This window comes from Kitasatospora cystarginea, assembly GCF_039533515.1.
In the GTDB taxonomy this organism is placed as follows: domain Bacteria; phylum Actinomycetota; class Actinomycetes; order Streptomycetales; family Streptomycetaceae; genus Kitasatospora; species Kitasatospora cystarginea.
Genome location: NZ_BAAATR010000050.1, coordinates 31343 through 52648, shown reverse-complemented (window position 1 = coordinate 52648; position 21306 = coordinate 31343). Strand labels below are relative to the sequence as shown.

Genomic DNA, 21306 nt, shown 5'->3' with positions numbered 1-21306 from the left:
CGCGCTTTCGCGCTCAGGTGAGCTCGGCGACCCAAGAACCCCCCTCCAAGTTCATCCCGACTGCGTCGGGGATACAACGAAGCGCCACGCGGCGCACGCTGGACCAAGACCTTCACCGACCCCCGCCTCTGCGCGGCCATCGTCGACCGCCTCACCTTCAACGGCACCATCATCGAAACCGGCACCGACTCCTACCGACTCGCCAGCACCCGTGCCCGCGCCGACCAGCAAGCCGTCGGCTGATCCACCGCCCGAAGCGCCGGCCGCTACCGGGAGTTGGCGTTCCCGACCTCGACTGCCAACGCGGCCATGTCCCGCAGGCGCTCGTAGTACTCGATCGCGCCGCCCTCATCATCGATCGACGGCAGGACCCTTTCAACGGCCGCGAGGCAGGCGAGAAGGATCCTGCGGCGCTTCTCATCGAGAGGTCCTGACAGCGACGAGGAGACGCAGCCGGCGATGTCCGCGTCCAGCAACACCATGTCTTCGCCATCGATCTCTCGACCGCGAATGTGTGGCGGGAATGGCGCGTGCATGTGCTCTTCCCACAGCCGTGAGAGCAGGTCCAGTTCCGGTTCGCTCATGTTCGAGATCATGCCTCACAGACCAGGCTTCGCGGGAGACAGCTCCCGCAGAGCCGCCGGATCACCGCTCAACCTGCTTCCTCGGCCGCCGACAGGAAGCCTGCCTGCCGACGCGCCGGTGCTGCTAGATCTCGACAATATTTTCCCGGCGCCAGGACATCGTCCGCTCTCGAAACCCGCCGATAAGTGCTCTCCGTAGTCACCTACGCAGCCACCGCTGGATGAAACATGGCCACGGGTCGGGTTGGGGTGGACGCAGTGTCGTGCGCTGTGGGTGTGCTTCGCGCCCCTTTGCTCGGTGCGACTTCGTGGCTGCTGGGTGGGCAGGCACGTGGAGGAAGTTGCTCGTGTGGAGGGAGAGTTCGATGGCGGGTAGTGGGGCTGAGTTCGAGCGTGGGCGGGTCTATCGTCGCTGCGGTTGCCGGGGTGTGGATCGCCGTCCGATCGGGGCCCGCTGCCCGCGACTGATGGCGGATCCCCTACACGGGAGCTGGGCGTACGCGGTGGATATGCCGACGAACGGGGAGGGGCGCAGTACCCGGCGGCGCAGCGGTTACCGGACGCGGGAGGATGCCGCGTACGCGCTGCAGTCCGTGCTCAACGCGGAGGTCACGGGCGTGTTCGAGGACCGCAAGCTCACGGTCGGTGCGTTCCTGCTGGAGTGGGTGGCATTGAAGAAGCGGACGCTCAAGCCGTCCACCGCGGCCGCCTACGACAAGTGCGTCCGCCGGGAGCTCATCCCGGTGTTCGGCCGGATGCGATTGAAGGACCTGAGCTCCCGGCATGTGGCGGCCTGGCAGGCCGATCTGCGTCAGCAGGGCCGCGGCGCACCAACAGTCTACCGGCTGGGGGCGACGCTGCGCAGCGCCCTAAGCCATGCCGTCCACAAGGAGCGCCTGATCAGCTACAACGCGGCCGAGGGCGCCATCGGCGCGCGGCCGGCGGCGGCCGAGCGTCTGTGCTGGACCTCGATCCAGGTGGCGGCGTTCCTGCGCCATAACGCGCTGCACTACCGCGACCAGGCTGCGGACGTCTTCGAGGTGATGCTGGGCACCGGAATGCGGCGCGGGGAGGTGTTGGGGCTGCATTGGGAAGACGTCCACTTCATGGAGCGCAAGATCTTCGTCCGCTGGACCCTGGCCACCATCGACAACAACGAACTACACCTGTGTGCGCCGAAGACCAAGGCAAGCCGGAACTGGGTCAGCGTCAACCCGCGGGTCCTGGCCGCGCTGCAACGCCAGGCCGACTATCAGCAGGCCCTGCTGCCTCCGGGAGCCCCATTGCGCGGACTGGTCTTCGCGAGCGCCGACGGAGCCCCGCTGCGCCCGCAGTACCTTCTGAACCAGTTGCGCCGCCGCCAGGCCGAGGTCGGGCTACCACAGATCACGATTCACGATCTGCGGCACACGGTGGCCACCATCATGATCACCTCCGGGGTGCCCATCGCGGTCGTGTCGAAGGCCCTGCGTCATTCGACCATCGCGACGACGATCAACATCTACGGGCATCTGCTCAAGCACGCGGCCGACGACGCGGTCAACGCGCTCACCCAGGCCTACGAGCTGGCCGCGACGGACCTTGACGACTGGCCGGGCTTCGGGGCTCGCGACGCTGCTTGACCACCGGGAAGGGCGGTGTCAGCCGCGCAGGAGCAGGTCGGCCACCTTCGGGGGAGCCGCGAGTTCGACCCGGCCTACCGACCAGTCGACGCCGGTCTGAAAGGCCGCGATCGCCCCTGCTCCCCAGAGGGTGAGCGGGTCCACCTCGCGGCCGGTGAGCGGCTCCACTTCAAGCAGCGGGATTGCCATCCTCACCAGGTGGAAGGGCTCGGCCAGCTGCGCGTCCGCGTGCTGCCGCGCCTGGTCGGCTGAGGACGTGATGAGGCGCTGGACACTGTCCAGCGCCTCATCACGTGCTTTGCGGCGACGGCCGAACGCCTCGTAGACCGTAGCGGACGCCGCTCGTACGCAGTCCGCCACCGGCGCCTCACCTTCGGCGCAGGCGTTCTGCCAGCGCTCCCAGGCCTCCGCCAGCAGCCACTCCCCGTCGACCCCCCAGGTCCCCGCGCAACCCGGCAGCACATCCCGGAGCCCGATCGGCGCGGGCAGGGCCGCAACGCAGGCGGCCGTCAGAAGTTCGAGGGGGTCCATGGATCGGGCAGCCGCGCCGCGCGCCTGCTCGACGGCACAGGTCAGCGCGGACAGCCTGGGCCCTGCCCAGGGCTCCAGCCAGGGGAAGGCTGCGGTGGCCGCGAAGCCCTGAAGCGCGCGTGTCTGCGCGCGCCGCCACACCCGCACCGCCTGGGCGGGCTCGGCACCCGCCGGCCCTGGGGTCGGCGCCGGATCCGTCTGCGCACCGTCACCCAGTACCACGGCTGGAGTTCTCAGTCCTGCCACCGCGACAGCAAACTCGCTCACGGGATGGTCCGCCGGCAACGTCCACACGCAAGACCTGCACAACGGCCCGGCCGGAAGCCCGACACGGCCCGGCCGCGCACCTGGACCCAGCCGACGGCAGGCCCGGTCACCGTGCAGCACAGCCGGCCCCCCGGGGACGCTGTAGCAGTCCAGAAGGACGGAACCCAAGGGACCCAGCGGCACGTCATCGCCGAGGATCTGGCCCAGCCGCACCCGGCGCGCGCCGGCCCTCAACACGCCGTGCCCCGCAACCCGCGGCGTGCCGGGCCCCTTTGCGCCCCAGCAAGGAAGGACGACTGGCCAGGGCGGCTCCCGCCGACGTGGTGGTCGCATGGTGGTCGCAGGCCTCCGCCATCCGGAACCACCTCGACACCGACGTCCGGCCCAGAAAATGCGGACAGAACGGAAGGAAGCTCATAAATTGAACAACGCTCACGCTCGACCGCGTCAACCCTGCGACGAAAGGTCACCCGACGCAGGACATCCGAAGCGATTGACGATCCGACCACCGATCGGGCCATGTGCGCCAACTCCAGCCATAAAGCGGCGAGTTGACTGAATCAGCTCGCGCCCGGCTGCGCTCCGCGGCCGGACGAGATGCGACCACCCTGCGACCACTACCCCGCGACACACACAAAAGGCCGTCCCCATCTTCAGATGAGAACGGCCTCCGACCTGCGGTTACGCAAGTCGGGACGACAGGATTTGAACCTGCGACCCCTTGACCCCCAGCTCGCAGCATCGGACTGATAGTCAGCCCGGATGCCTGCAATCATCCTACCTCACACGCAAGTTCACCTCTCAGGCCCACAAGGCTTCGAACTCGCTCCCGAGTACGCCCCAGTGACTACTTCGCGCAGGAATGTCCAGATCTGCCCATAGGCGCTCATCGCCGCTCATCAGGCGTGGTCCCCAAATGGTCCCCAGGGCCTCCCGGGGCTCCACATCACCGACCGTAAGCCCGGCTGTTCCGGCCTTCTTTCGGCCAGGTTAGACCCAGCCACCTGCACGTGTCCAACGTCACATCTATGGGCGGGTTCGTCAGTCGAGCAAGACACAGGTCTGGCCGCAACGGTTCCTGTGTCACCGTCCGCAATCACAGTGAGAGCGCCGATCACCGCGACGGCCGATCCGCTCCGGCGCAGCCTCCGCATGCCGCGATGGTGCCGCACCCGGCCGATACGGAGAGGGCGCCCGCTGAGTGGCCGCCCGCGAAATTCACTCGTTCGGGTGATGCCTGGAGGCGGCTCCGTAGAGCCGTGTGTCCCCGTGGCGCGGAGCCGTCACGGGGATCCTCCGGCGCTCCGCCGGGCCTCCCCGGGCGCGGCGGTTACGTCAGCGGGCGGGGCATCCGAGGGATCCGGCCGACCGGCGCTGACTGGCTATCCGCGTGTGGCTGGTGGAGCTGCATGTTGTTTTGGGGATGTGGAGGTTTGTGGGGCAGGCTCGTACTCATGGCTGATCACGCAGGCACCTCCCTGGGGCCAGGGACCCTCGAGGTCCTGAGCAAGCGGGTCCTCGGGGGCGAGCTCGTTGTCGACGAACGGCGGCTGTCCGGCGGTTTGAGCACCGACAACGTGCTGCTGCGCACGGATCGCGGCAGGTCCTTTGTGCTGCGGCGCTATCCCGGACGGAACACCAGCGCGGTCGAGGCGGCCCTTCTGGACCTGCTCCAGGACCGGGCTCCGGTTCCGGAAGTCGTCTACGCCGATGACAGCGGGGACCTGCTGGGCGAGCCGTTCATGCTGACACGCTTTGCCTCCGGGGTGCCGCTGACCGCGGTCTTCGCCGGCGCGGCTGAGCAGGACGGGCCGCAGCTGGCGGAGGCCGTGGGACAAGCCCTGGCGGCGATTCACACGGTGCGGTTCGGCCAGCCAGGCTTCTTCTCGGACGGAGCCCTGCGGCCCGATGCGCCGCCGCCAGAGCACCACGATGATCTTCCGGCCTTCGTCGAGGCATGCCTGGCCCGTGGCCACGCCGACGCCGTGCTGTCGGCCGATGAGCGCCGTGCACTGGTGCAGATCGCCGCTCGGTCGGCCTCGCTCGTGGCTGCTACTGCCGGTACTGCTCAACTGGTCCATTCGGACTTCAATGCCAAGAACCTGCTCATGCGCCCCGGTGACCACGGGACCTGGCGCGTCTCTGCGGTCCTGGACTGGGAGTACGCCTTCTCGGGGTCCGGTCTCTTCGACGTGGGCAACATCCTGCGATTCCCGCAAGAGCTGTGCCCCGGCTTCGGGGATCACCTGCCTGGGGCGTACGAGAAGGCCGGCGGGGAGCTGCCGGACCGCTGGCGGGAGATCAGCGAGATGCTCGATCTGTTCGCGCTCTCGGACCTGCTCACCCGCTCGCCGGACCACCCGCTGTTCGTGAAGGCCGCGGCGGCCGTCCGGCACCTGGTATCCCGGCACCTGTGAAGCGCGCTGGCCATGCGCGGCGATTGTCACTGGGCCGTCCCCGCCATGGCGACGAGCACCTCGCGGGCTCCCTGATAGGGGTAGCGTCCGTGGGCTACGGCGGCGTTGTCGACGAGGATCAGGTCCCCAGGCCCCGGCAAGGACGGTGAGCGACGGGGGCCCGAGTCTTTCGAGTGAAGCGGTGCGGGGCCCTCGCTGCGGCAGGGGCCCCGCACCAGTCTCAGTGGGCGATGGCGTCGATCAGGGCGTGTGCGCCGTCGCGGATCAGTGCTTCGGCGACGGCTTTGCCGAGGGCCTGGGGGGTGAGCTTGTCGCTGGTGCGGCTGGCGGTCAGTACGGTCGCGCCGTCGGGGGTGAAGACCATGGCCCGCAGGGCGAGGCGACCGTCCTTGAAGGCCCGGGCATGTCCGGCGATCGGGCTGTTGCAGTGGCCGCGCAAGAGGTTCAGCACGGTCCGCTCTGCGGTGATCTCCCGGGTGGTGAGGTGGTCGCCGAGCGGGGCCAGCAGCGCGATCATCTCGGCGTCGTCGGCACGGCACTGGAGCCCGAGGACGGCGGCCCCGAGCGGCGGGCACATCTGCTCGACCGACAGCACCTCGCTGATGTGGCGTTGTTCGCCGATCCGTTCCAGGCCGGAGGCCGCCAGGACCAGGGCGTCGACCTTTCCGGCCTTGAGGGCGGCCAGCCGCAGGTTCGCGGTGCCCCGCACGGTCACCAGCTCCAGGTGGGGGTGGCTGGCGGTGAGCTGGGCGATCCGGCGGACGGCAGCCGAGCCCACCCGGGTGCCGGGCGGCAGCTGGTCGAGGGTCAGGCCGCCCGGGTGGATCAGGGCGTCGCGGATGTCGGCGCGGGCGGGGTGGGCGGCGAAGACCGTGCCCGGGGCGTTCAGCGGGTAGCCGGCCACGTCCTTCATGCAGTGCACGGCCATGTCACAGACGCCGGCGAGCAGGGCTTCCTCGATCTCGCCGGTGAAGGCGCCCTTGTCGTGCAGCTCTGCCTGCCGGCCGGGTTCGAGGTCGCCGGCCGCCGTGAACGGCACGAGCTCGATCTCGGCGTCCGGGTAGCGGTCGCGCAGGTCCTCGGTGACCCGGGCGACCTGGGCCAGCGACATCGGGGAGGTGCGGGCGCCGATGCGGATGGTCCGGGTGGTGTCCAGCACGAGGAGCTCCTTCCAGGGTTCCGACATACCGTCGGAAACCGGGCGTGTTCGATGCGAGTAGCATGCGGTCAACATCTGGTCAGGTACTGGGAGTTGGCTTATGAGCACACTGGTGGTGGGGTCGCGGGCCAGTCATCTGGCGAAGGCCCAGGTCAGGGAGTTCCTGGCGCCGCTGCGGGAGCGTTTCCCCGACGTGACCTTTCGCCAGCGGGTGATCACGGAAGCCGGCGACCAGGACCGCAGGTCGGCTCTCAAGGAGGTGTCGGAGCGCGGCGGCGGCTCGGCCTTCTCCGTGAACCAGGTGGACGCGCTGGTGTCCGGTGAGGTCGATGTGATCGTGCACTCGCTCAAGGACCTGCCGACCGCGAACCCGCCCGGCCTGATCCTCTTGCCCCCGCCTACCCGCGCGGACGTGCACGACGCGCTGTGCGGATCGACGCTGGCCGGCCTCCCGCACGGCGGCAGGATCGGCACCTCGGCGTCGCGCCGGATCGCCCAGCTGCTGCACGTTCGCCCGGACCTGGTGCCGGTGGAGATCCGGGGGAACGTCCCGACCAGGCTCGGCAAGCTCAGGACACAGCGGCTGGACGCCGTGGTCCTGGCAGCCGCCGGGATCAAGCGACTCGGCCGCGGCGAGGAGATCAGCGAGATCCTGCCGATCGAGCTGTTCCCCCCGTCGCCCGGCCAGGGCGCCCTGGGCATCCAGATCCGGGAGGACAACGAGCTGGCCCGCGAGATCCTGGCCGGGTCCGGCGACCCGGTGACCGACGCGGAGGTGCGGGCCGAGCGGGCGATGCTGGCCGAGCTCCACGGCGGGTGCTCGGTGCCGGTCGGCGCGTTCGGCAAGGCGGACGGCGACGTGCTGACCCTGCACGGGCAGGTCACCTCCGTGGACGGCAGGCGGCAGGTGGAGGCCCGGCTCTCCGGCCCGCTGTGCGAGCCGGAGAAGCTGGGCGTGCAGGTGGCCGGCCTCCTGCTGGACCAGGGCGCGGAGGGCATCCTGGCGGAGGTCCGGCCCGCCGCTTAGGCGCGCAGGCGGGCCAGGTCCAGCGCGGCATAGGTGATGATCCGCTCGGCCCCGGCCCGCTTGAGCATGGTGAACAGCTCCGCCAGCGGGCGGAAGTCCCGCTTCCCGGTGGCCGGGCCGAGCGGCGCCAGGCGCGTGTACTCGCCGGAGACGGAGAACGGCATCAGCGGCGCCGGGGTGCGGCGCTTGAGGGCCGTGAGGATGTCCACCGACAGCATCCCGGGCTCCAGCAGCAGCATGTCCGCCCCCTCGCCGAGGAACGCGAGGCCGGTGTCGACGGCGCTCTCCGGGCTGCGGGGGCTGATCTGGAACGGGCGGCGGGCGCCGGAGGCGGGGGTGGCCCGCATGGTGGTGCGGTAGCCCTCGTAGAGGGCGGAGTCGAAGATCAGGTGCGGCATGGTCGCCACGTCGCGGTGACCGGCCTCGTCCAGGGCCTGGCGCACGGTCCAGGTCGTGCCCCTGGTCATCGCGGCTGGGCCGACAATGTCGGCGCCGGCCCCGGCCTGGATGACGGCCTGGGCGGCGGTCAGCGCGGCCGTCGCGCCGAGGTCGATCCGCCCGTTCACGGTCAGGTGGCACTCGCCGGTGTCCGTGTGGCCGCACAGGCAGTTCTCCGTCATCACCGCCATGCCGGGCTCGGTGTCCTTGACGGCGTGGATGGCCCGCACCATCAGGCTGTCCGGCGCGACAGCGCCGCCAGCCTGCGGGTCGCGGTGCAAGCTGTTGGCGAACACCTTCACCGAGCGGATGCCAGCGGCGGCCAGGTCACGCACGGCCTGCGGGATCTCGGCGACGGTGACGGTCGGCATCGGCCGGTCGGTGTCCTCGCCGTCCTCGCGGACCAGCAGGACCATGCTCAGGTCGGCCGCCGTCAGCTCTGGGCCCTCCAGGAAGCTGCGGACGGCCGGGCGGCCGTGCAGCCGGTCGGAGACGGCATGTGCGGCGGTGTTCGGGGTGGTGGTCATCTCGTCCTCTCGGTCCGTGGTGTGTGGTGCCGAGGTGCGCGGATGGGGGGCGCCGGCCGGTGTCGTCGGCGGGCGGCGCCCCGGGCCCCCCCGCGGGGGGCGCGGGGCGGGCGGGGGCTCAGGTGGTGTCGGGCGGGTCGCTGTCCGGGGCGGTGGCCGCCATGGTGCTCTGGGAGATCTCCTGATGGTGCACGGCGATGCCGAGCAAGCCGATCACCGCGAGGTGCCCGAGCACGACCAGGGTCTTGAGGGCGTCGTGGACGGGGTCGCGGTGCTGGCCGGTCATGACGCACCCCGCATCTGCAGGTCCGCATGCACCGTCTTCCCCAGCGGCTCCAGGGTGCTGCCCCACCGCCCCTTGGTGAGCTGGTGCACGAGGGCAAGGCCCCGCCCGCCCTCGGCACTCAGGCTGGCGTCTATCAGGACCGGCAGAACCCGGCTGCCGTCGGTCACCGAGATCCGCACCGCCGTGGCGGTGATCCGAGTGACCTCGAAGGTCATCCTGAGGAGACAGCCGGTCTTGGCGGCGTTGCCCACGAGCTCGGAAGCGATCAGCTGGGCGTCGTCGATCAGCTCGTCCAGGCCCCACTCGGCCAGCTTGTCGCGGATCAGACGGCGGGCCGCCGAGGCCGATTCGGGCCGGTAGGGCAGGTGGGCGACGGACGGCTTCTCGGTGACGGGCGCCGGGGCGGTCGCCGTGCTCACGAGGCCGGGCGCATCCGGGGGTCGGCGGCCGGGGGGAAGTCGGCCCATCCGGCCGCCGCGGTGGCCAGGGCGCTCCGCCGCAGGCGGTCCCCGGCGGATCTGCGCGGCCCGGACGGCGTCGGGGCGGGGTGCGGCGGGCGGCGGGTAGCGGCCATCACGGCTCCAGGGAGATCAGTGGTGTGGTGGAGACGCCGGTCCGGACCGCGTACGGTCCGGACCGGGCTCATGCCCCGGGGCTTCGCCTCTTGGGGGCCTGAACACCACAATGCCGCTGATGTAAGGCCGTGAATTTCACCAGAAGTGAAAGATCGTCAGATACCCGTTCGTGTGATCCAGGTTGACAGCCGTAGACTCCGGCGGCTAGCGGAGCGTGATAGGGCGGTTACCGTTTCGCGGGCGAGCGGGTGCCGGGAGACCTGCTCGGGCGCGACCGCGTACGCCGCATCGAGCTGGTCGAGCGCGGCTTCGGGCTTGGCCATCCACCGGTAGGCGCGGGCCAGGTCGATGTAGTGATGCCCGATCCTGGTCGGCGCCCACCCGGCTGGGAACCGCATGCCCTTCGCGGCGGCCACCGCCTGGTCGTGCTCGCCGGCCTCCACTAGCGTCATCACCCGGTGGACGTGCACGTTCGTGGGCCCGAAGTGCAGCGACAGGTCCAGCCGTTCGCCGGTCTGGGCAGCGACCTTCTGGGCCTCGTCCAGGTGGTGCTTCATCACGTCCGTCTGCCGGGCCCGGGCGGCGACCACGGCGGAGCCGAGGTGGAGCTGCCCGGCCGTGACCAGCGCGCTCGGCGTCTTGGCGTCGGTCCCGTCCAGGTGGCCGCGGCCGGACTCCTGGAGGCGCCGGCATGCCGCCAGGTCGCCGACGCGCAGGTAGGCGGTGACCCGCAGGTACTCGCGGGCGGCCCGCAGCGCGGGCGCCCGGTCGCCGGCCCGCTGGGCGGCCCAGTCCATCCGGGCCAGTGCGGTCGCGGACAGGTCGCTCAAGCCGATCGCGATCCCGACCGAGTGCCCGCACCGGTAGGCCTCCGCCAGCAGGCCCCACGCCTGCCGCTGCTGTTCGCCGGTGAACTCGTGCGCGGCCGTGTGCAGCTCGACCAGCAGCCCCGGCAGCATCGCCACCATCGGCTTGTACTTCGCCGCCTGGGCGAGCGCGTTCACCTGCCGCACCGCCGCCCGCAGCGCGGGCAGGGCCCGCGGGCGCACGGCCTCCTGCGGCGGCAGGTCGTACAGGTCGAGCGTCGTGCGGATCGGCCCCATCAGCGGGACCAGCGGGTCATCGGCCATGCCGTCACTGTACGAGGGCGGCTGAAGGTCGCCCGGCTCAACTCCCAAGGCCCTGGCGACCGCTGCCACGAACTCGGGCGTCGCCGGCTTGTGCCCCGACACCACCTTCGTGAGCAGGCTGTACGAGACGTGAGCGCGGTCGGCGAGCTGCCGGTGGCTCAAACCCCTCACGTCTTCGTAGGCCGCGATCCGCTGGCCGATGCTGATTCCGTCCGGAGGTGCCATGCTGGTCCCCATCCCGTGCACGCCTTGAACCCGTGTGCACGGGACCGTACCCCCAAAGCCGCCCGCCCACAGATCGTTTCAGCAGCCGGCGCTGAGTGCCCAGGGGGACTTGATGTGCGCGGGTGAATCTGGGAGCACGGGCCCACGCCGAGTTCTGCTCGCCGAGGATTCGCGTTCCAGGCCGAGGCGGGGTGGCGCCCTCGGCTGCGGAAGCGGGTGGCGGCAGAGCAGTGCCGGCAAGGCCGCGTGCCCGGCGTGCAAGGCCACTTCGAGACACGCCGAGCGCTAAGCTGCGGCCAGGACAAGCCCGGCTGGGAGAATGCCGGTATGGACTGGGCTCGCTTGGGTGTTGACGCAGCTCGCACCTTGGTATGGCCCGTCACGATCCTTGCCGTTATCTTTCTCTTCCGTCGCCAAATTCGCGAGTTGCTGCCTCACGTGCAAGAGGCTGAGTTTGGTGGGTTGAAACTGCGACTTGACACACTTCAGAAGGAAGTCAAAGAATCTCCTGAGAATACGCGTCGCCGATTGTCGTCGGAGGATCTAACGGCCACACGATTGGCGATTGAGGAACAGCTCATTGAGCTCAGTCAGGTCAGGCTGGGATTCGACCGGCATCGGACCCTTCGCCCCGAGGTCTTGGTGTCCGCGTTGTCCGACAAGGACGTCCTCAGCGAGTCTGTCGCCGCATCCCTGACGGACTACTTCTGGATCACTGATCAACTGCTGCGCGCACCCAGCATGGACGACAATGAAGCTATGCATGCTCTTTGCGTCGGAGACATGCTGTTCGCCAATGTGCGTCATAGGTACTTGGTCGACCATCTTGTGCATGACTTCATGGGTCATGCCACCTGGCGGCCTCCGCCAGGCGAACCGAACAAGTACCATTTCTGGTCGGCAATCGCCTCCGAGGCGCCCGAATTTGATTACAGATACGAGGTGCTGACCGAAGCGGTTAGGAGATTCAAAGAGCGCGACCAGCGGGCCGAGATGCCACTTCCAACGCTAGCGGAATTTGTTGAGATCCTGAAGTTTAGGCGTGAGGAGATTCGTCGGGTTCTGGATCTCCCGTGGGGGACTGAAGCTGCGGCGAGAATGAGGGATCAGGGGCGTAACTGGAATTGGCCTGAAGAATGGGGGCACATTGGCTGGCATGGGCCCGTTGTCCGGCCTGATACCCCTTTTGAGGTGGAGAAGCAGTTCTTCCTGACCGCGCGGGCGATCGAGCTTTACTCCAACCGATTGTCAACGCTCGGTTGAGTCGCATACCCTCTGTGATTCCCAGTCAAGTGCTTGTGTTCAGACTTCGAGGCCAGACTCTTCCAGCAAGCCCAGGATGGCAGGGCCTGCGATGAGACGGCGCCGGCCGGCGTCGACGCAGCTGCGGCGAGGCTACTCCGGACCTGCCTGCGGTCCCGGAGGGTTGGCCAAGCCAGCCAGTTCGGCCGCCTCGTTGCCGCTCAGGTGCATCCGGCGGGCGAGGCCCCTTCCAAGGCTGGCTACCCTGTCCCAGTTCACCTGCAGCAGGGCGTCCGCAGCGGGCCTGAACTGCCAGAAGAGCAGTGCCGGGCCGATGAAGGCAGGCTCCGGAAACCGCCCCTTGAGTACCCCGACAGCCTTGCTCTGGTCGTCGCGTGCTCCTCGTTCGACAGCCCACGCCCGCTCTGGCGACCACAGCCCCTGGGTGATAAGCCACCGCTGGTGAGCCCGTTCTCCGGCCGCCAGCATCGTTAGATAGGCGGACTCGGGCACCTCGTACGTGACCGAGGTGCAGCCGTTCACCGCGACGACCGGGGCGCAGTTCAGGTCCACCGACTGGGAGGTGAGCTCGACATCGACGACGTGGATACCGAGGAGGAGAGCGGCAACGGCGTGCCCGGCCTCGTGTACCGCGGCGCCGACGAGATCGACTGCCGGTTCCAGGTCGAGTACGTGCGTATCGCAGCACCAGGTATCGGGGCCCTGAAGGTACGTCATGGTGGGGCTGCCGTCGGGCGCGGTGCCTATGTAGTAGCCAGGGTGCATCACCCGCTCAGTCTGGCAGCCGGTTGTCGGAGCGACCCACGGCTTGCCTCAGCTGTCGACGAACGTGGAAGTCACTTCAGGGCGTCTTCAAACACCTTGCGGTGCTCAGCAGTGTGTTCGTGCTCGCGCCGGGACCAGGTGATGCGATCCGAGATCTGCTGGGCTGTGGCTTCGACGACCTTGAAGCCGGCCTGCACCTCTGCCCAGAAACGGACATTACGGGCCTGCCGTTCCAGCATCGCGTCGACGAGCACGGCACGCTCAGGACCAGCCAGGCCATAGGCGTCGGCCAGCACGCGCACCTGAGTGGCCTGAACATCCACAGGAGGAGTCTCTGGCTTCGAGGACAGACACCACAGCCAGGTCATATACCCGACGTCCTCCAGCGGACTGCCCGGCGCAGCCATGTCGAAATCGATGAAGGCGACCGGCATCTCGTCCTGAAAGACGGCGTTGTTCGGCCCCAGGTCGTGGTGGCACACGACCTGATGCTGACCAACAAGATCACTGCCCCGGGTGGCCTCGTGCATGGCGCGGGCCAAGGCGCCGGCTGCGGCAACCTGCGCGTCGGTCCATGGCCGGAACTTGGGTGGAACCCAGCCTGGCACATAGCTGAAGGTGTCCCGGCCTGTCTGATCCTGACCGAGATATCGCGGGGCCCCTGTGAATCCTCGGCTCTCCAGTAGATCAAGCAGGGAGGCGACGAACGGCGAGGCAGCCGAGGCTGGCCTCCGGACCGTGTCACCGATGCGGACGACCCCGGAGGTGATGCGGCCTCCCCGCAGAGGGACGACCTCGTCGACAATCTCGGACATGCAACTGGTTCCTTTCAATCGCCACTGTCCATAATGCGGCCAGCGGACACGCCGGCCGCTGCCCCGGCAGGTCGCCCACGCGAGATGGGGACTCACGACCGGTGAACGCGAGTGCGCGACAGCAGTTCAGGCCGATGGGCCGTGCGTGCCGCTGGCGACCGCGATCCCGACAGGGTCCAGGCGCCAGTCGAGGACGAAGGCGTGCACGGTGGCTCCGGTCTCCGCCCTCAACTGGTCGGCCAGGGCGCCCTGCTCCTCGGCGAATCCTGCGAGACAGCCGTCGCCCCACCTCCAGCTTCTGGCGTGCGCTTATGGCGGCGGGACGGTCGCGGCTCAAGAGTCAGTGTCCTCTTCGGAATCAGCTCCCAGCGGCAGAAGGTACTCACCGAGCTTCTTGGCCAGGTGGAGTGGGAACGGCAGTGCGAGGAGAGCGTCGTAGTAATCGGTGGCGCGCAGGTAGTGGGCGAGATGTGCCCACATCTGGGGTTCCAGGTCGGCGGGCTGGCAGGCCACGACCGACAATTCGAGGGGACGCGGGTTCCAGGACGCCTTGTGCGCTTCGATGACGAGTTGGTCGTGCACCATCCGGTGGATGAGCGTTGAGGCGTCGCGGGACAGATCGCTGCGGCTGCCGGGCTTGCCACCGGTGGAGTGGAACACGCGGGTGGAGCCGTGAACGGGCCAGACATTGCTACTGAATCCATACTCGGGCAGGGGCTGTGCTTCGGTCGTATCCTCGGTTTCTGACACAGCCGTGGGGGGCTTGACGGCGTAGGCCTGGGGTGTTTCGAAGGTGCTTCCGCAGCTACGGACGTGGACGTGGCGTAGGCCGGGATAGAGCGCGATGGAGCGTGGTGCAGCCTTGCCGATGGTGACGCTGTCGAGGGCGATCTTGGCGTTCTGCAGGCCGGGGGCCATCGTGCGCAGGTTGTGCGCGTCGGTGAGCAGTAGCGTTGGCCGACCTGTGGTGTTGAGATCTTGGAGAAGTGTCTGGAGGAAGGTGGCGACGGGATCGATGCGGTCGTTGAAGGCTGAGGGCATGGGCTGGGCGATGTCGGGGAGGTGGAGTGCGAAGTCTGAGAGGTCGCACCAAGGGACGTCGCGGGCGCATGCCTGGGCCGTCTGCTTGACGGGGTCGAGCAGGACGGCGATCGGGCAGAGGTAGCGGCGCCCGCCTCGACCACCGTTCCTGGCGGTGACGGCCCAGAGTCCGACGTACTGGATGTCGTCCGGGAGGCCCTTGAGGCGGGGGCGGTGGATGACGACGTCGCCCAGGTGGCGGCGGGCGTCGAGCCAGGTGCTGCCGATGCGGCCCCATGTCTCCTTCTCGGCCTTCTTACGTTGTGCCGGGTCTTCTTCGGGGGTGAAGGGTTTGACTGGGGTGAAGAACTGGGCTCGGTAGCCGGAACGGGCAAGGCCGATGCGCAGGGCGTCCTTGGGGTCGCCGATGGGGTAGTGGTCCGCGTTGGGGAGTTCGACAAGGGCGACAGCCTTGCGGGGAGGCGGGGCCATGGTCGCGATCACTTCTCGGATGCGCGCGTCGGTGGCCTCGGCGAGGACACGGGCGCGGTCCGCTGCTTTGAGCTTCGAGTAGCCTGCGGGAAGTGGGAGTGCGGCGGCGAGCTTGCCCAGGGGTGCCTGGGTGATGGTGAGGGTGAGGCCGTCGCCGGTGAAGCGTAGTGCGCCGCCTGGCAAGTGCTGCGCGTGGGCTTCGTCGAAGCCCAGGTCGTCGAGGATGACGCCGATCGCGGTACCCGGGCCGGCGATCTTGTCGTCCTCTGCCCGGATGGACGGTGTGTCAGATCCGGTGGTGTGGAGGATATGGACGGCGGCTTCCCCGCCGGTGCGCGTGGCGAGGCGGGCGCGGCGTTCATGGTGTTGCTGCTTCTTGCGGGGCTTGGGCAGTGTGCCGGGCCGCGGGCTCAGCGTCCCGTCGGTCGTTGTCTGGAGTTTGAGGCCGTAGGCGCCGAAGCGATGGGCGATCCAGTGGTTGAGGGGCTGGCGGTCGACCGGCATGAGGCCGGCGCCAATCTCGTGCGGGGCGCTCAGCGTGGTGTGGTGGATCAGGCCAGCGCGGGTTCCGCCGATCCCGTCGAGCCATTTCTTCGGCTGATCGATGAGTTCCTCGGGCGAGGGAAGGGCGGCGCGGTGGGCCAGGGCGGTCAGGACATCGGGGAGGATGCCCCGCCAGCGCAGGCCGTTGCGGTAGACGATCCCGGATGAGGCGAACCCCGGGGTTTCACCCGCGCCTTCGACCCAGGTGTCCCCTGGCCGGATGGTGACGCCGATCGCCTGGTTGCTCGGGACGCGCACCGGTTCGGTGATCCACCGCCGAACTCCTGTGTGCACGTACACCACCGGGTGGGGAATCCCGAGGACGGTCTGAAGGGTGATGCGCACCGTGAGCGAATACCACCACATCTTCTTCTTGACGGGGTGGGGCATCGGCGGCCAGGAGACGACCTCTGCTCCTTGCCACGTCGGTGAAGGCAGGAAGCGGAGAGTGCGGGCGGTTTGGGCGAGGGGGTCCTGCATGGTGAAGTCGACGCCGCACAGCAGCGCCGCGAGGGTGTCCGGGGCGGTGCGGAAGAGCAGTCCCGCGGGGGCTGCGGTGCCGTTGGCGGCGGTGGCAATGCTCTCCAGCGCCGGGGCCAGGTCGAGCGGTGTCCAGGTCGGGGTGATCGTGTCGATGGCCTCGTAGACCCGGGCACGCAGGTCCGGTGCAGCCTTCTTGATCTCGGTTGTTCTGAGCGAAGACCCCTGTGATGTCCTGGACGAGCTCGGGGCTTGCGAGCCGGGGCTCGTCCTGCCATGTCTCCGCGGTTCGGGGCGTCAGCAGCCAGGACGTGGTGTTGCGGTCGGCGTCCTTGGCGAAGCTCAGCAGGCCCGGGGCAAGCGTGTGGAGGGCACTGTTGATGGCCCCCAGGGGGATGCGTGACTTGTAGGGGTTGCCGGGTACTTCGAAGCAGGGCAGAAGGGCTTGGGCCCAGGGAGCGGGGATGCCGGCGGTCCACCAGCGGGTAGGGAAGCGCTCGAGGTCGGGCGTGAAGGAGAACTCGCTGGTCTGGAGCTGGGGCCGGGTGGCCATGAGGTCCTCTCCTTGTTTACAGGCCGTAGTGGGTCAGCATGGTGCTCAGTGCCTTGTAGAACGGCCCGTACAGGGCGTCGGCAATACGCTCGGCCGCATCCTGGTCGTCTTCCTGCTTGGTGAAGTAGGGCGCGAGCGCGTCGCGCATCCCGATGAGAAGGCTGTTCCTCGCCGTATCAACACCGGCGCCGGTCACGGTGCCTGGGGCGAACGCCTGGTCGCAGAAGTGCACGCGTGCGGGTACGTTGCCGCGCACCAGCCGGCCGATCACCTGATTCAGGCACACGATCAGGTCCCACGACAGGGCAGTCCGGTCAGAGTCGCCGAGGCGGCTGTAGGCGAGGTAGCGATGCAGGAGGCGGTGCCATTCGGAGCGCATCCAGCGGCGCGCCAGGACGGCGCTCTCGTCGAGCGTACGGTCAGCACTGGCGAGGACCTTCTGGAAGACGGGGTCGTCGAAGAGTAGGTCCGCGTAGGCGTTGATCGCCTGCACGGCGAGGTGGATGTCGTCGGGTCGCGGGTGCGGGCGGGGGATGACGAACATGGAGCCGAAGGCGGCGGTGCCGCGCTCGTTGAGAATGTTGTGCCCGCGTTCGATGGCCTGCAGGGGCGCCACCAAGAGCCAGGCGCCGGTGGCTGCGAAAAGGCTGACGTCCCCGCGGCGCAGGGGGATTGTTCCCTCGGGGCCGACTTGGCCGGTGTCGCCTGGGGCGTCGTCGGGCACCAGGTAGCAAACCTTGCCATGGAGCTCCGGCTGGGCATGTACCAAGGCCGAAGCCCCGAGAAAGCTGTCGGTGTAGCTGCCTACCAGCAGGATGATGCGTCGCCGCAGGTCGTCCTTGATCCCGTGGTCGCGTTCGTGTTCGAGAGGGCTGAGCCCGGAAAGCCCTCGTGTGGCGAGTGCCCGCATCATGGCCGTGAGTGCGCGTTCGCGCTCGGGGCCTGGCGGCAGTCCCGACATCGGGATGGGTTTTCCGGTCAGCGGGTCAGTTTGGGGGCTCAGGAAGAACTCGCTGTTGCGGATGAGATCGTCGGGGGCACGCAGGATCCCTCCGACGGGCACCGGTACGTGGTAGCGGTGGGATGTGCCGGCCCAACTGGTGCCCGACAGCAGCAGGACATTTGGGCTCGGTTTGGCGTCGGCCCCCTGGAGGCTGGCGAGTTCACGCAGGAGGACGCGGCCGGTGCCGACCGCCCGGAAGAACCGCAGCTCGGCGCTTGCCTGGTGCGGCTTTGTCCCCCGGTCCTGGAGGTATTGGAATCCAATGATGTTGCCCATAGGAGCGTCGGGGACAAAGGGCTGGTAGTCCTCAGGCGGACGCTGTCCGAAGACGTTCTCGGAGGGGTCGAGCCCGAGCAGCCGCTGGACGCGGGGCCACAGGGTCGTGGCTCGGGCGAGATGGTGCTGGAGGACGGTGACGAGGAGTCCGAAGGCCAGCCGCACGACGGACTCTCCGAGGCGTTCCTCCTCCCATTTGCGGCTGTCGAGGAGGTAGCGGTGGTGCCAGTCCACGATCTGGCCGCTCGCCTCCTCGGCGCTCAGGTTGACCAGGGCGTGCACCAGCGCCGTGAGATCACGGCCCATCCCCGCGTTCTCGCTCACCTCGACCGGGTCGTCGTCGATGTCCTCGGCTGCGACACCGAGCGGCGCGTCGAGCCAGGCGTGGATCTGCGCCCGGAACCGGTCCGGGGCGTCGGGAATGCTCCCGTTCTCCTCCCAGGTCGTGACCAGGTCGTTCAGTAGCAGCCAGTTGTTGAAGTAGTTGAGGTCGACGTTCCCGACCAGGTGGTCCTCTTCGCGGAGCATCAGGTAGATCAGGTCGACGATCGCCGGCATCTGTCTGACCGCCTGGACGAACATCGTCACGTCCGGGATGCGCAACGCCATGCGTGCGTCCTCGGCGACGGTGCTGCTGACCCTGCGGTTGACTCGGTCCACCCACGAGGAGAGGCCCTTGCCGGCCAGCACTCCGGCGGGGAAGAACTCCCCGTCCAGGTATGCCTGTACGCGATCCGCCTCGTCGACGACGACCAGGTCGCTGCGCAGCAGGGCCTGCTCGAGATATCGCGAGGAGATCTCATTCATGGGGGCGGGTACGGAACTGTACAGAAGGCTCGCCGGGGTGGCGACCCAGATCTTTGCGTGGGCGAGCTCTCGGGCGGCATGGTGGCGTTGGCAGCTCCACCATCGCGGGCAGTCGAACGGCTTGGGGGGCGAGGAGTCCTCTGCGCTGTTGTCGGCCACGGGTTCCAGGCGGCCTCGGCAGGGGGCGTCGTGGTATGGCAGAGGGGTGGGGTCGTCGTCCTGCCTCAGGGCTTCCAGGCCGCACGCGGTACTGAGGTCGGCGAAGCCCGGGTGGGCGTGGTCGAGCATGGAAGGCTGCGCGGCCGACTGTCGGCGGTGCAGGCGCAAAAGGTGGGTTTCGCGGTTCCCATCGCCGCGGACCGCGGCTGCCGGAGCGCCGAGGGAGTTGAAGAAGCGGACGAGTTCGGTCTGTTCGGTCACGTCACCGACGACGATGAGGGTGGTGCCGTTGTGCCACGCGAGGTGCACGGCCAGGATGTCGCGCAGGGTGCTCTTTCCGGCTCCGACCATGCCGACGATGTGCAGCAAGCCGCTGATGGTGAGCCGCTTGGGGTCTGGGGAGAACGTGCCGCTGACCGCGTCGAAAACGTCGATCTTCAGGTCGTCGAAGCGCTTGCTCCACTTCTCGTCCGCGTGACCGGCTTTGGCGCGAAGGGACTGCATCTTGCGGGCCGTCTTCCTGAGGTCGCGCCAGAGCGGCTCGACCGGCTCGGCGTCCGGCCGGCCATCCAGCGAGTGGGGAAGACCGGACTTGGCCGTCGGGAGGGTGTCAGGGATGTGGAGGGGGATCTCCCGGCCGCCGCTGCGGACCCGGTAGTCGCCTGCTGGGGCCGGCCGATAGCGGGCGGCGGTGAAGGCGGGTGCCTTCAGCAGCGTTTGGGCGAACAGTTCGTGACGAGTCGGCTCGATGCCGGGTGTCCTGCGGCGAACCAGGCCCGTCTCGGGTTCCCGCTCGAAGGCCCGGTTCAGCAGAGGCTCGGCCCAGTACCTCTTGAGCGCGTCGCGCCACGCTCGGCGGCGGCGCATCGGCCAGAGGTAGTGGCGGGCGACTGCAAGAAGCCTGCGTCCTTCCGGAGTGAGGGGATCCTTCAGCAGTCGGGCGTACTTGTCGCGGCTGAGCAGGCACCACAAACCGTCGGGTGGTTCCGCCACCCCGAGCTCGAGCCAGAGCGTCAGGCCCAGCTCGACCTGTGCGAAGACCAATGCGTCCCAGTGCGAAGCATGGCGCTCGGGTGCGATCTTGAGCGTCTTTGCCCAAGCGGTCCACTTACGCATGTGAGCTCCTGGACACCCTGCTTGCGAGACGGGCGGCCTGCCGGACGACGTCCTCGACCGAAAGGACCTCGAATCCGTACTCGGCCCTCGGCCGGAGGCTGCGCACTCGCTCCAGGTAGCCCTGGGCGCGGTCGATGCGATACTGCGGCACCGCGACAATTGCCCGCCGGTACGGCGGCAGCGGTTCCCCTCGTGGAAAGCGGTGCAGACCTTCTGCCAGGAGATCCGGGTTGGCATGGTCCTTGACGTCGATGGCCCAGCAGGTGCCGTCAGCGAAGACCACCAGGAGATCGACCAGGTCGACGCCTGGCCACATGAGCACGTCCACCACCCCGGGCATCCGCAGCGCGTCTTCGAGTTGGGTCTCGGCGAGCCCGGGGCCGTGGGTGTACAGCCTCAGAGCTGTTCGGAGCATCCACAGGGGTTTGTCGGCCGCGTAGCGTGTGCCTACCCGGCGCCAAGTCCCGCCGAGCCGGCACTGGTCCAGCGCGCAGATCCAACCGCCCCGGGACCTCGGTGCCATGAGCCCGCAGCACGACTTGCAGGCCGCGAAGACCCCGTGCACCTGAAGCGCCGACGGAACCGGCAGGTAGAACTGGGCGACGAGGTCCATGACCGGCTCCAGCACAGCCGTCCGCTGAACCTTGGCCCAGCGTCTGGCGTCCAGGATCGGCTCGCGGACGCACAGTCGCCGAAGAGCCTCGTAGGCCGCCTGGAGGCTCTGCTCTCGGCATCGCCGAACGGCCTCGCCCATGAGCCGGTTCTGCACCAACTCGAGTTCGGGGTTGCCAGCCGACAACGCCAACGAAAGGCACAGCTGTGTAGGGCCGGCCTCGGTGACCAGCGGTTCGTCCTCCGCGACGAGTCCACCGGGCAGCGGAAAGGGCCACTCCTTCAACGGCTTCCGGCACCAGCGGACAAGATCAGTCATGTCCTGGGGTGGGAGGCGGCCAGCGTTCCAGCTTTCGAGCGTCAGCCTGTTGAGAACCCGCTGCAGGACTGGAGGATACGGTGATGCACCTTCGCGGAGGACGGCTGCATCCCGCTGCGCCAAGAGGACGAGCCCACTCGCGGTCAGGCGGACGAGGTCACCCTGATCTGCCGTTTCCGGACCCGCGCTCTCCGGTCGGTCCTGTGCCACCGGCCCTCCGTTGCCGCCGACTCGCTTGGCATACGGATGGATTCTGGCAGCGAGAGCCCGTCGGACTCGACTCGGCGTCGCTCAC

17 protein-coding genes and 1 pseudogene are annotated in these 21306 nt (G+C 68.7%); 5 read left to right on the top strand and 13 right to left on the bottom strand.

Going from position 1 to position 21306, the window contains the following annotated elements:
* Positions 1–99: 99 nt before the first annotated feature.
* Positions 100–243 (top strand): annotated as a pseudogene (locus ABD369_RS35150) (ATP-binding protein); the annotation flags it as partial.
* Positions 244–266: 23 nt separating this feature from the next.
* Here ABD369_RS35150 and ABD369_RS35145 read toward each other — a convergent pair.
* Entirely contained in the window at positions 267–584 is a 318-nt protein-coding gene (locus tag ABD369_RS35145; RefSeq protein ID WP_344640695.1) for a hypothetical protein, read from the bottom strand.
* A 593-nt stretch (positions 585–1177) separates the two neighbouring features.
* On the opposite strand from ABD369_RS35145, the gene ABD369_RS35140 reads away from it, so the two are divergent.
* Positions 1178–2206 (top strand): tyrosine-type recombinase/integrase, encoded by a 1029-nt coding sequence (locus tag ABD369_RS35140; protein ID WP_344640694.1) that lies wholly within the window; start codon positions 1178–1180, stop codon positions 2204–2206.
* Positions 2207–2224: 18 nt separating this feature from the next.
* Here the strand turns inward: ABD369_RS35140 and ABD369_RS35135 are convergent, their stop codons facing one another.
* A complete protein-coding gene (locus ABD369_RS35135) occupies positions 2225–3004 on the bottom strand; it encodes a hypothetical protein (protein WP_344640693.1) in 780 nt (259 codons plus the stop codon).
* A 1028-nt stretch (positions 3005–4032) separates the two neighbouring features.
* Between ABD369_RS35135 and ABD369_RS35130 the strand changes: the two genes are divergently transcribed.
* On the top strand, positions 4033–5421 hold the full coding sequence (locus ABD369_RS35130) for a phosphotransferase family protein (RefSeq protein ID WP_344640692.1): 1389 nt from the start codon (positions 4033–4035) through the stop codon (positions 5419–5421).
* A 220-nt stretch (positions 5422–5641) separates the two neighbouring features.
* Here ABD369_RS35130 and hemC (ABD369_RS35125) read toward each other — a convergent pair whose 3' ends face one another.
* Complete coding sequence (hemC, locus tag ABD369_RS35125; protein WP_425557843.1) at positions 5642–6577, bottom strand: hydroxymethylbilane synthase; 936 nt, start codon at positions 6575–6577, stop codon at positions 5642–5644.
* A 103-nt stretch (positions 6578–6680) separates the two neighbouring features.
* Here hemC (ABD369_RS35125) and hemC (ABD369_RS35120) point away from each other — a divergent pair, with 103 nt between their 5' ends.
* Complete coding sequence (gene hemC / locus ABD369_RS35120) at positions 6681–7607, top strand: hydroxymethylbilane synthase (RefSeq protein ID WP_344640690.1); 927 nt, start codon at positions 6681–6683, stop codon at positions 7605–7607.
* On the opposite strand, the gene ABD369_RS35115 is transcribed toward hemC (ABD369_RS35120), so the two are convergent.
* The 5 genes from ABD369_RS35115 to ABD369_RS35095 all read right to left on the bottom strand — a co-directional run bounded on the left by ABD369_RS35115 (position 7604) and on the right by ABD369_RS35095 (position 10788).
* On the bottom strand, positions 7604–8572 hold the full coding sequence (locus ABD369_RS35115; RefSeq protein WP_344640689.1) for a hypothetical protein: 969 nt from the start codon (positions 8570–8572) through the stop codon (positions 7604–7606). The two genes, hemC (ABD369_RS35120) and ABD369_RS35115, sit on opposite strands and share 4 nt — an antisense overlap.
* 118 nt (positions 8573–8690) lie before the next feature.
* Positions 8691–8858: a hypothetical protein gene (locus ABD369_RS35110; RefSeq protein WP_344640688.1), complete on the bottom strand. Its 168-nt coding sequence runs from the start codon at positions 8856–8858 to the stop codon at positions 8691–8693.
* Positions 8855–9277, bottom strand: a complete 423-nt coding sequence (locus ABD369_RS35105; protein WP_344640687.1) for an ATP-binding protein — start codon at positions 9275–9277, stop codon at positions 8855–8857. Before ABD369_RS35105 ends, ABD369_RS35110 begins: the two co-directional genes overlap by 4 nt.
* Entirely contained in the window at positions 9274–9432 is a 159-nt protein-coding gene (locus ABD369_RS35100) for a hypothetical protein (protein ID WP_344640686.1), read from the bottom strand. The genes ABD369_RS35105 and ABD369_RS35100 overlap by 4 nt, the downstream gene beginning before the upstream one ends.
* A 156-nt stretch (positions 9433–9588) precedes the next feature.
* The gene (locus ABD369_RS35095) at positions 9589–10788 is read right to left on the bottom strand and encodes a helix-turn-helix domain-containing protein (protein WP_344640685.1); all 1200 of its coding nucleotides are present in this window, start codon (positions 10786–10788) and stop codon (positions 9589–9591) included.
* 216 nt (positions 10789–11004) lie between these two features.
* On the opposite strand from ABD369_RS35095, the gene ABD369_RS35090 reads away from it, so the two are divergent.
* Entirely contained in the window at positions 11005–12051 is a 1047-nt protein-coding gene (locus ABD369_RS35090) for a hypothetical protein (RefSeq protein WP_344640684.1), read from the top strand.
* 132 nt (positions 12052–12183) lie between these two features.
* On the opposite strand, the gene ABD369_RS35085 is transcribed toward ABD369_RS35090, so the two are convergent.
* The 5 genes from ABD369_RS35085 to ABD369_RS35065 all read right to left on the bottom strand — a co-directional run bounded on the left by ABD369_RS35085 (position 12184) and on the right by ABD369_RS35065 (position 21221).
* On the bottom strand, positions 12184–12819 hold the full coding sequence (locus ABD369_RS35085) for a hypothetical protein (RefSeq protein ID WP_344640683.1): 636 nt from the start codon (positions 12817–12819) through the stop codon (positions 12184–12186).
* Between the two features lie 68 nt (positions 12820–12887).
* Positions 12888–13631: an aminoglycoside phosphotransferase family protein gene (locus ABD369_RS35080; RefSeq protein WP_344640682.1), complete on the bottom strand. Its 744-nt coding sequence runs from the start codon at positions 13629–13631 to the stop codon at positions 12888–12890.
* Between the two features lie 333 nt (positions 13632–13964).
* Positions 13965–16313 (bottom strand): RNaseH domain-containing protein, encoded by a 2349-nt coding sequence (locus ABD369_RS35075; protein WP_344640696.1) that lies wholly within the window; start codon positions 16311–16313, stop codon positions 13965–13967.
* A gap of 422 nt (positions 16314–16735) precedes the next feature.
* The gene (locus ABD369_RS35070; protein WP_344640681.1) at positions 16736–20080 is read right to left on the bottom strand and encodes a pPIWI_RE_Z domain-containing protein; all 3345 of its coding nucleotides are present in this window, start codon (positions 20078–20080) and stop codon (positions 16736–16738) included.
* Positions 20073–21221, bottom strand: a complete 1149-nt coding sequence (locus ABD369_RS35065; RefSeq protein ID WP_344640680.1) for a pPIWI_RE_Y domain-containing protein — start codon at positions 21219–21221, stop codon at positions 20073–20075. The genes ABD369_RS35070 and ABD369_RS35065 overlap by 8 nt, the downstream gene beginning before the upstream one ends.
* Positions 21222–21306: the final 85 nt, after the last annotated feature.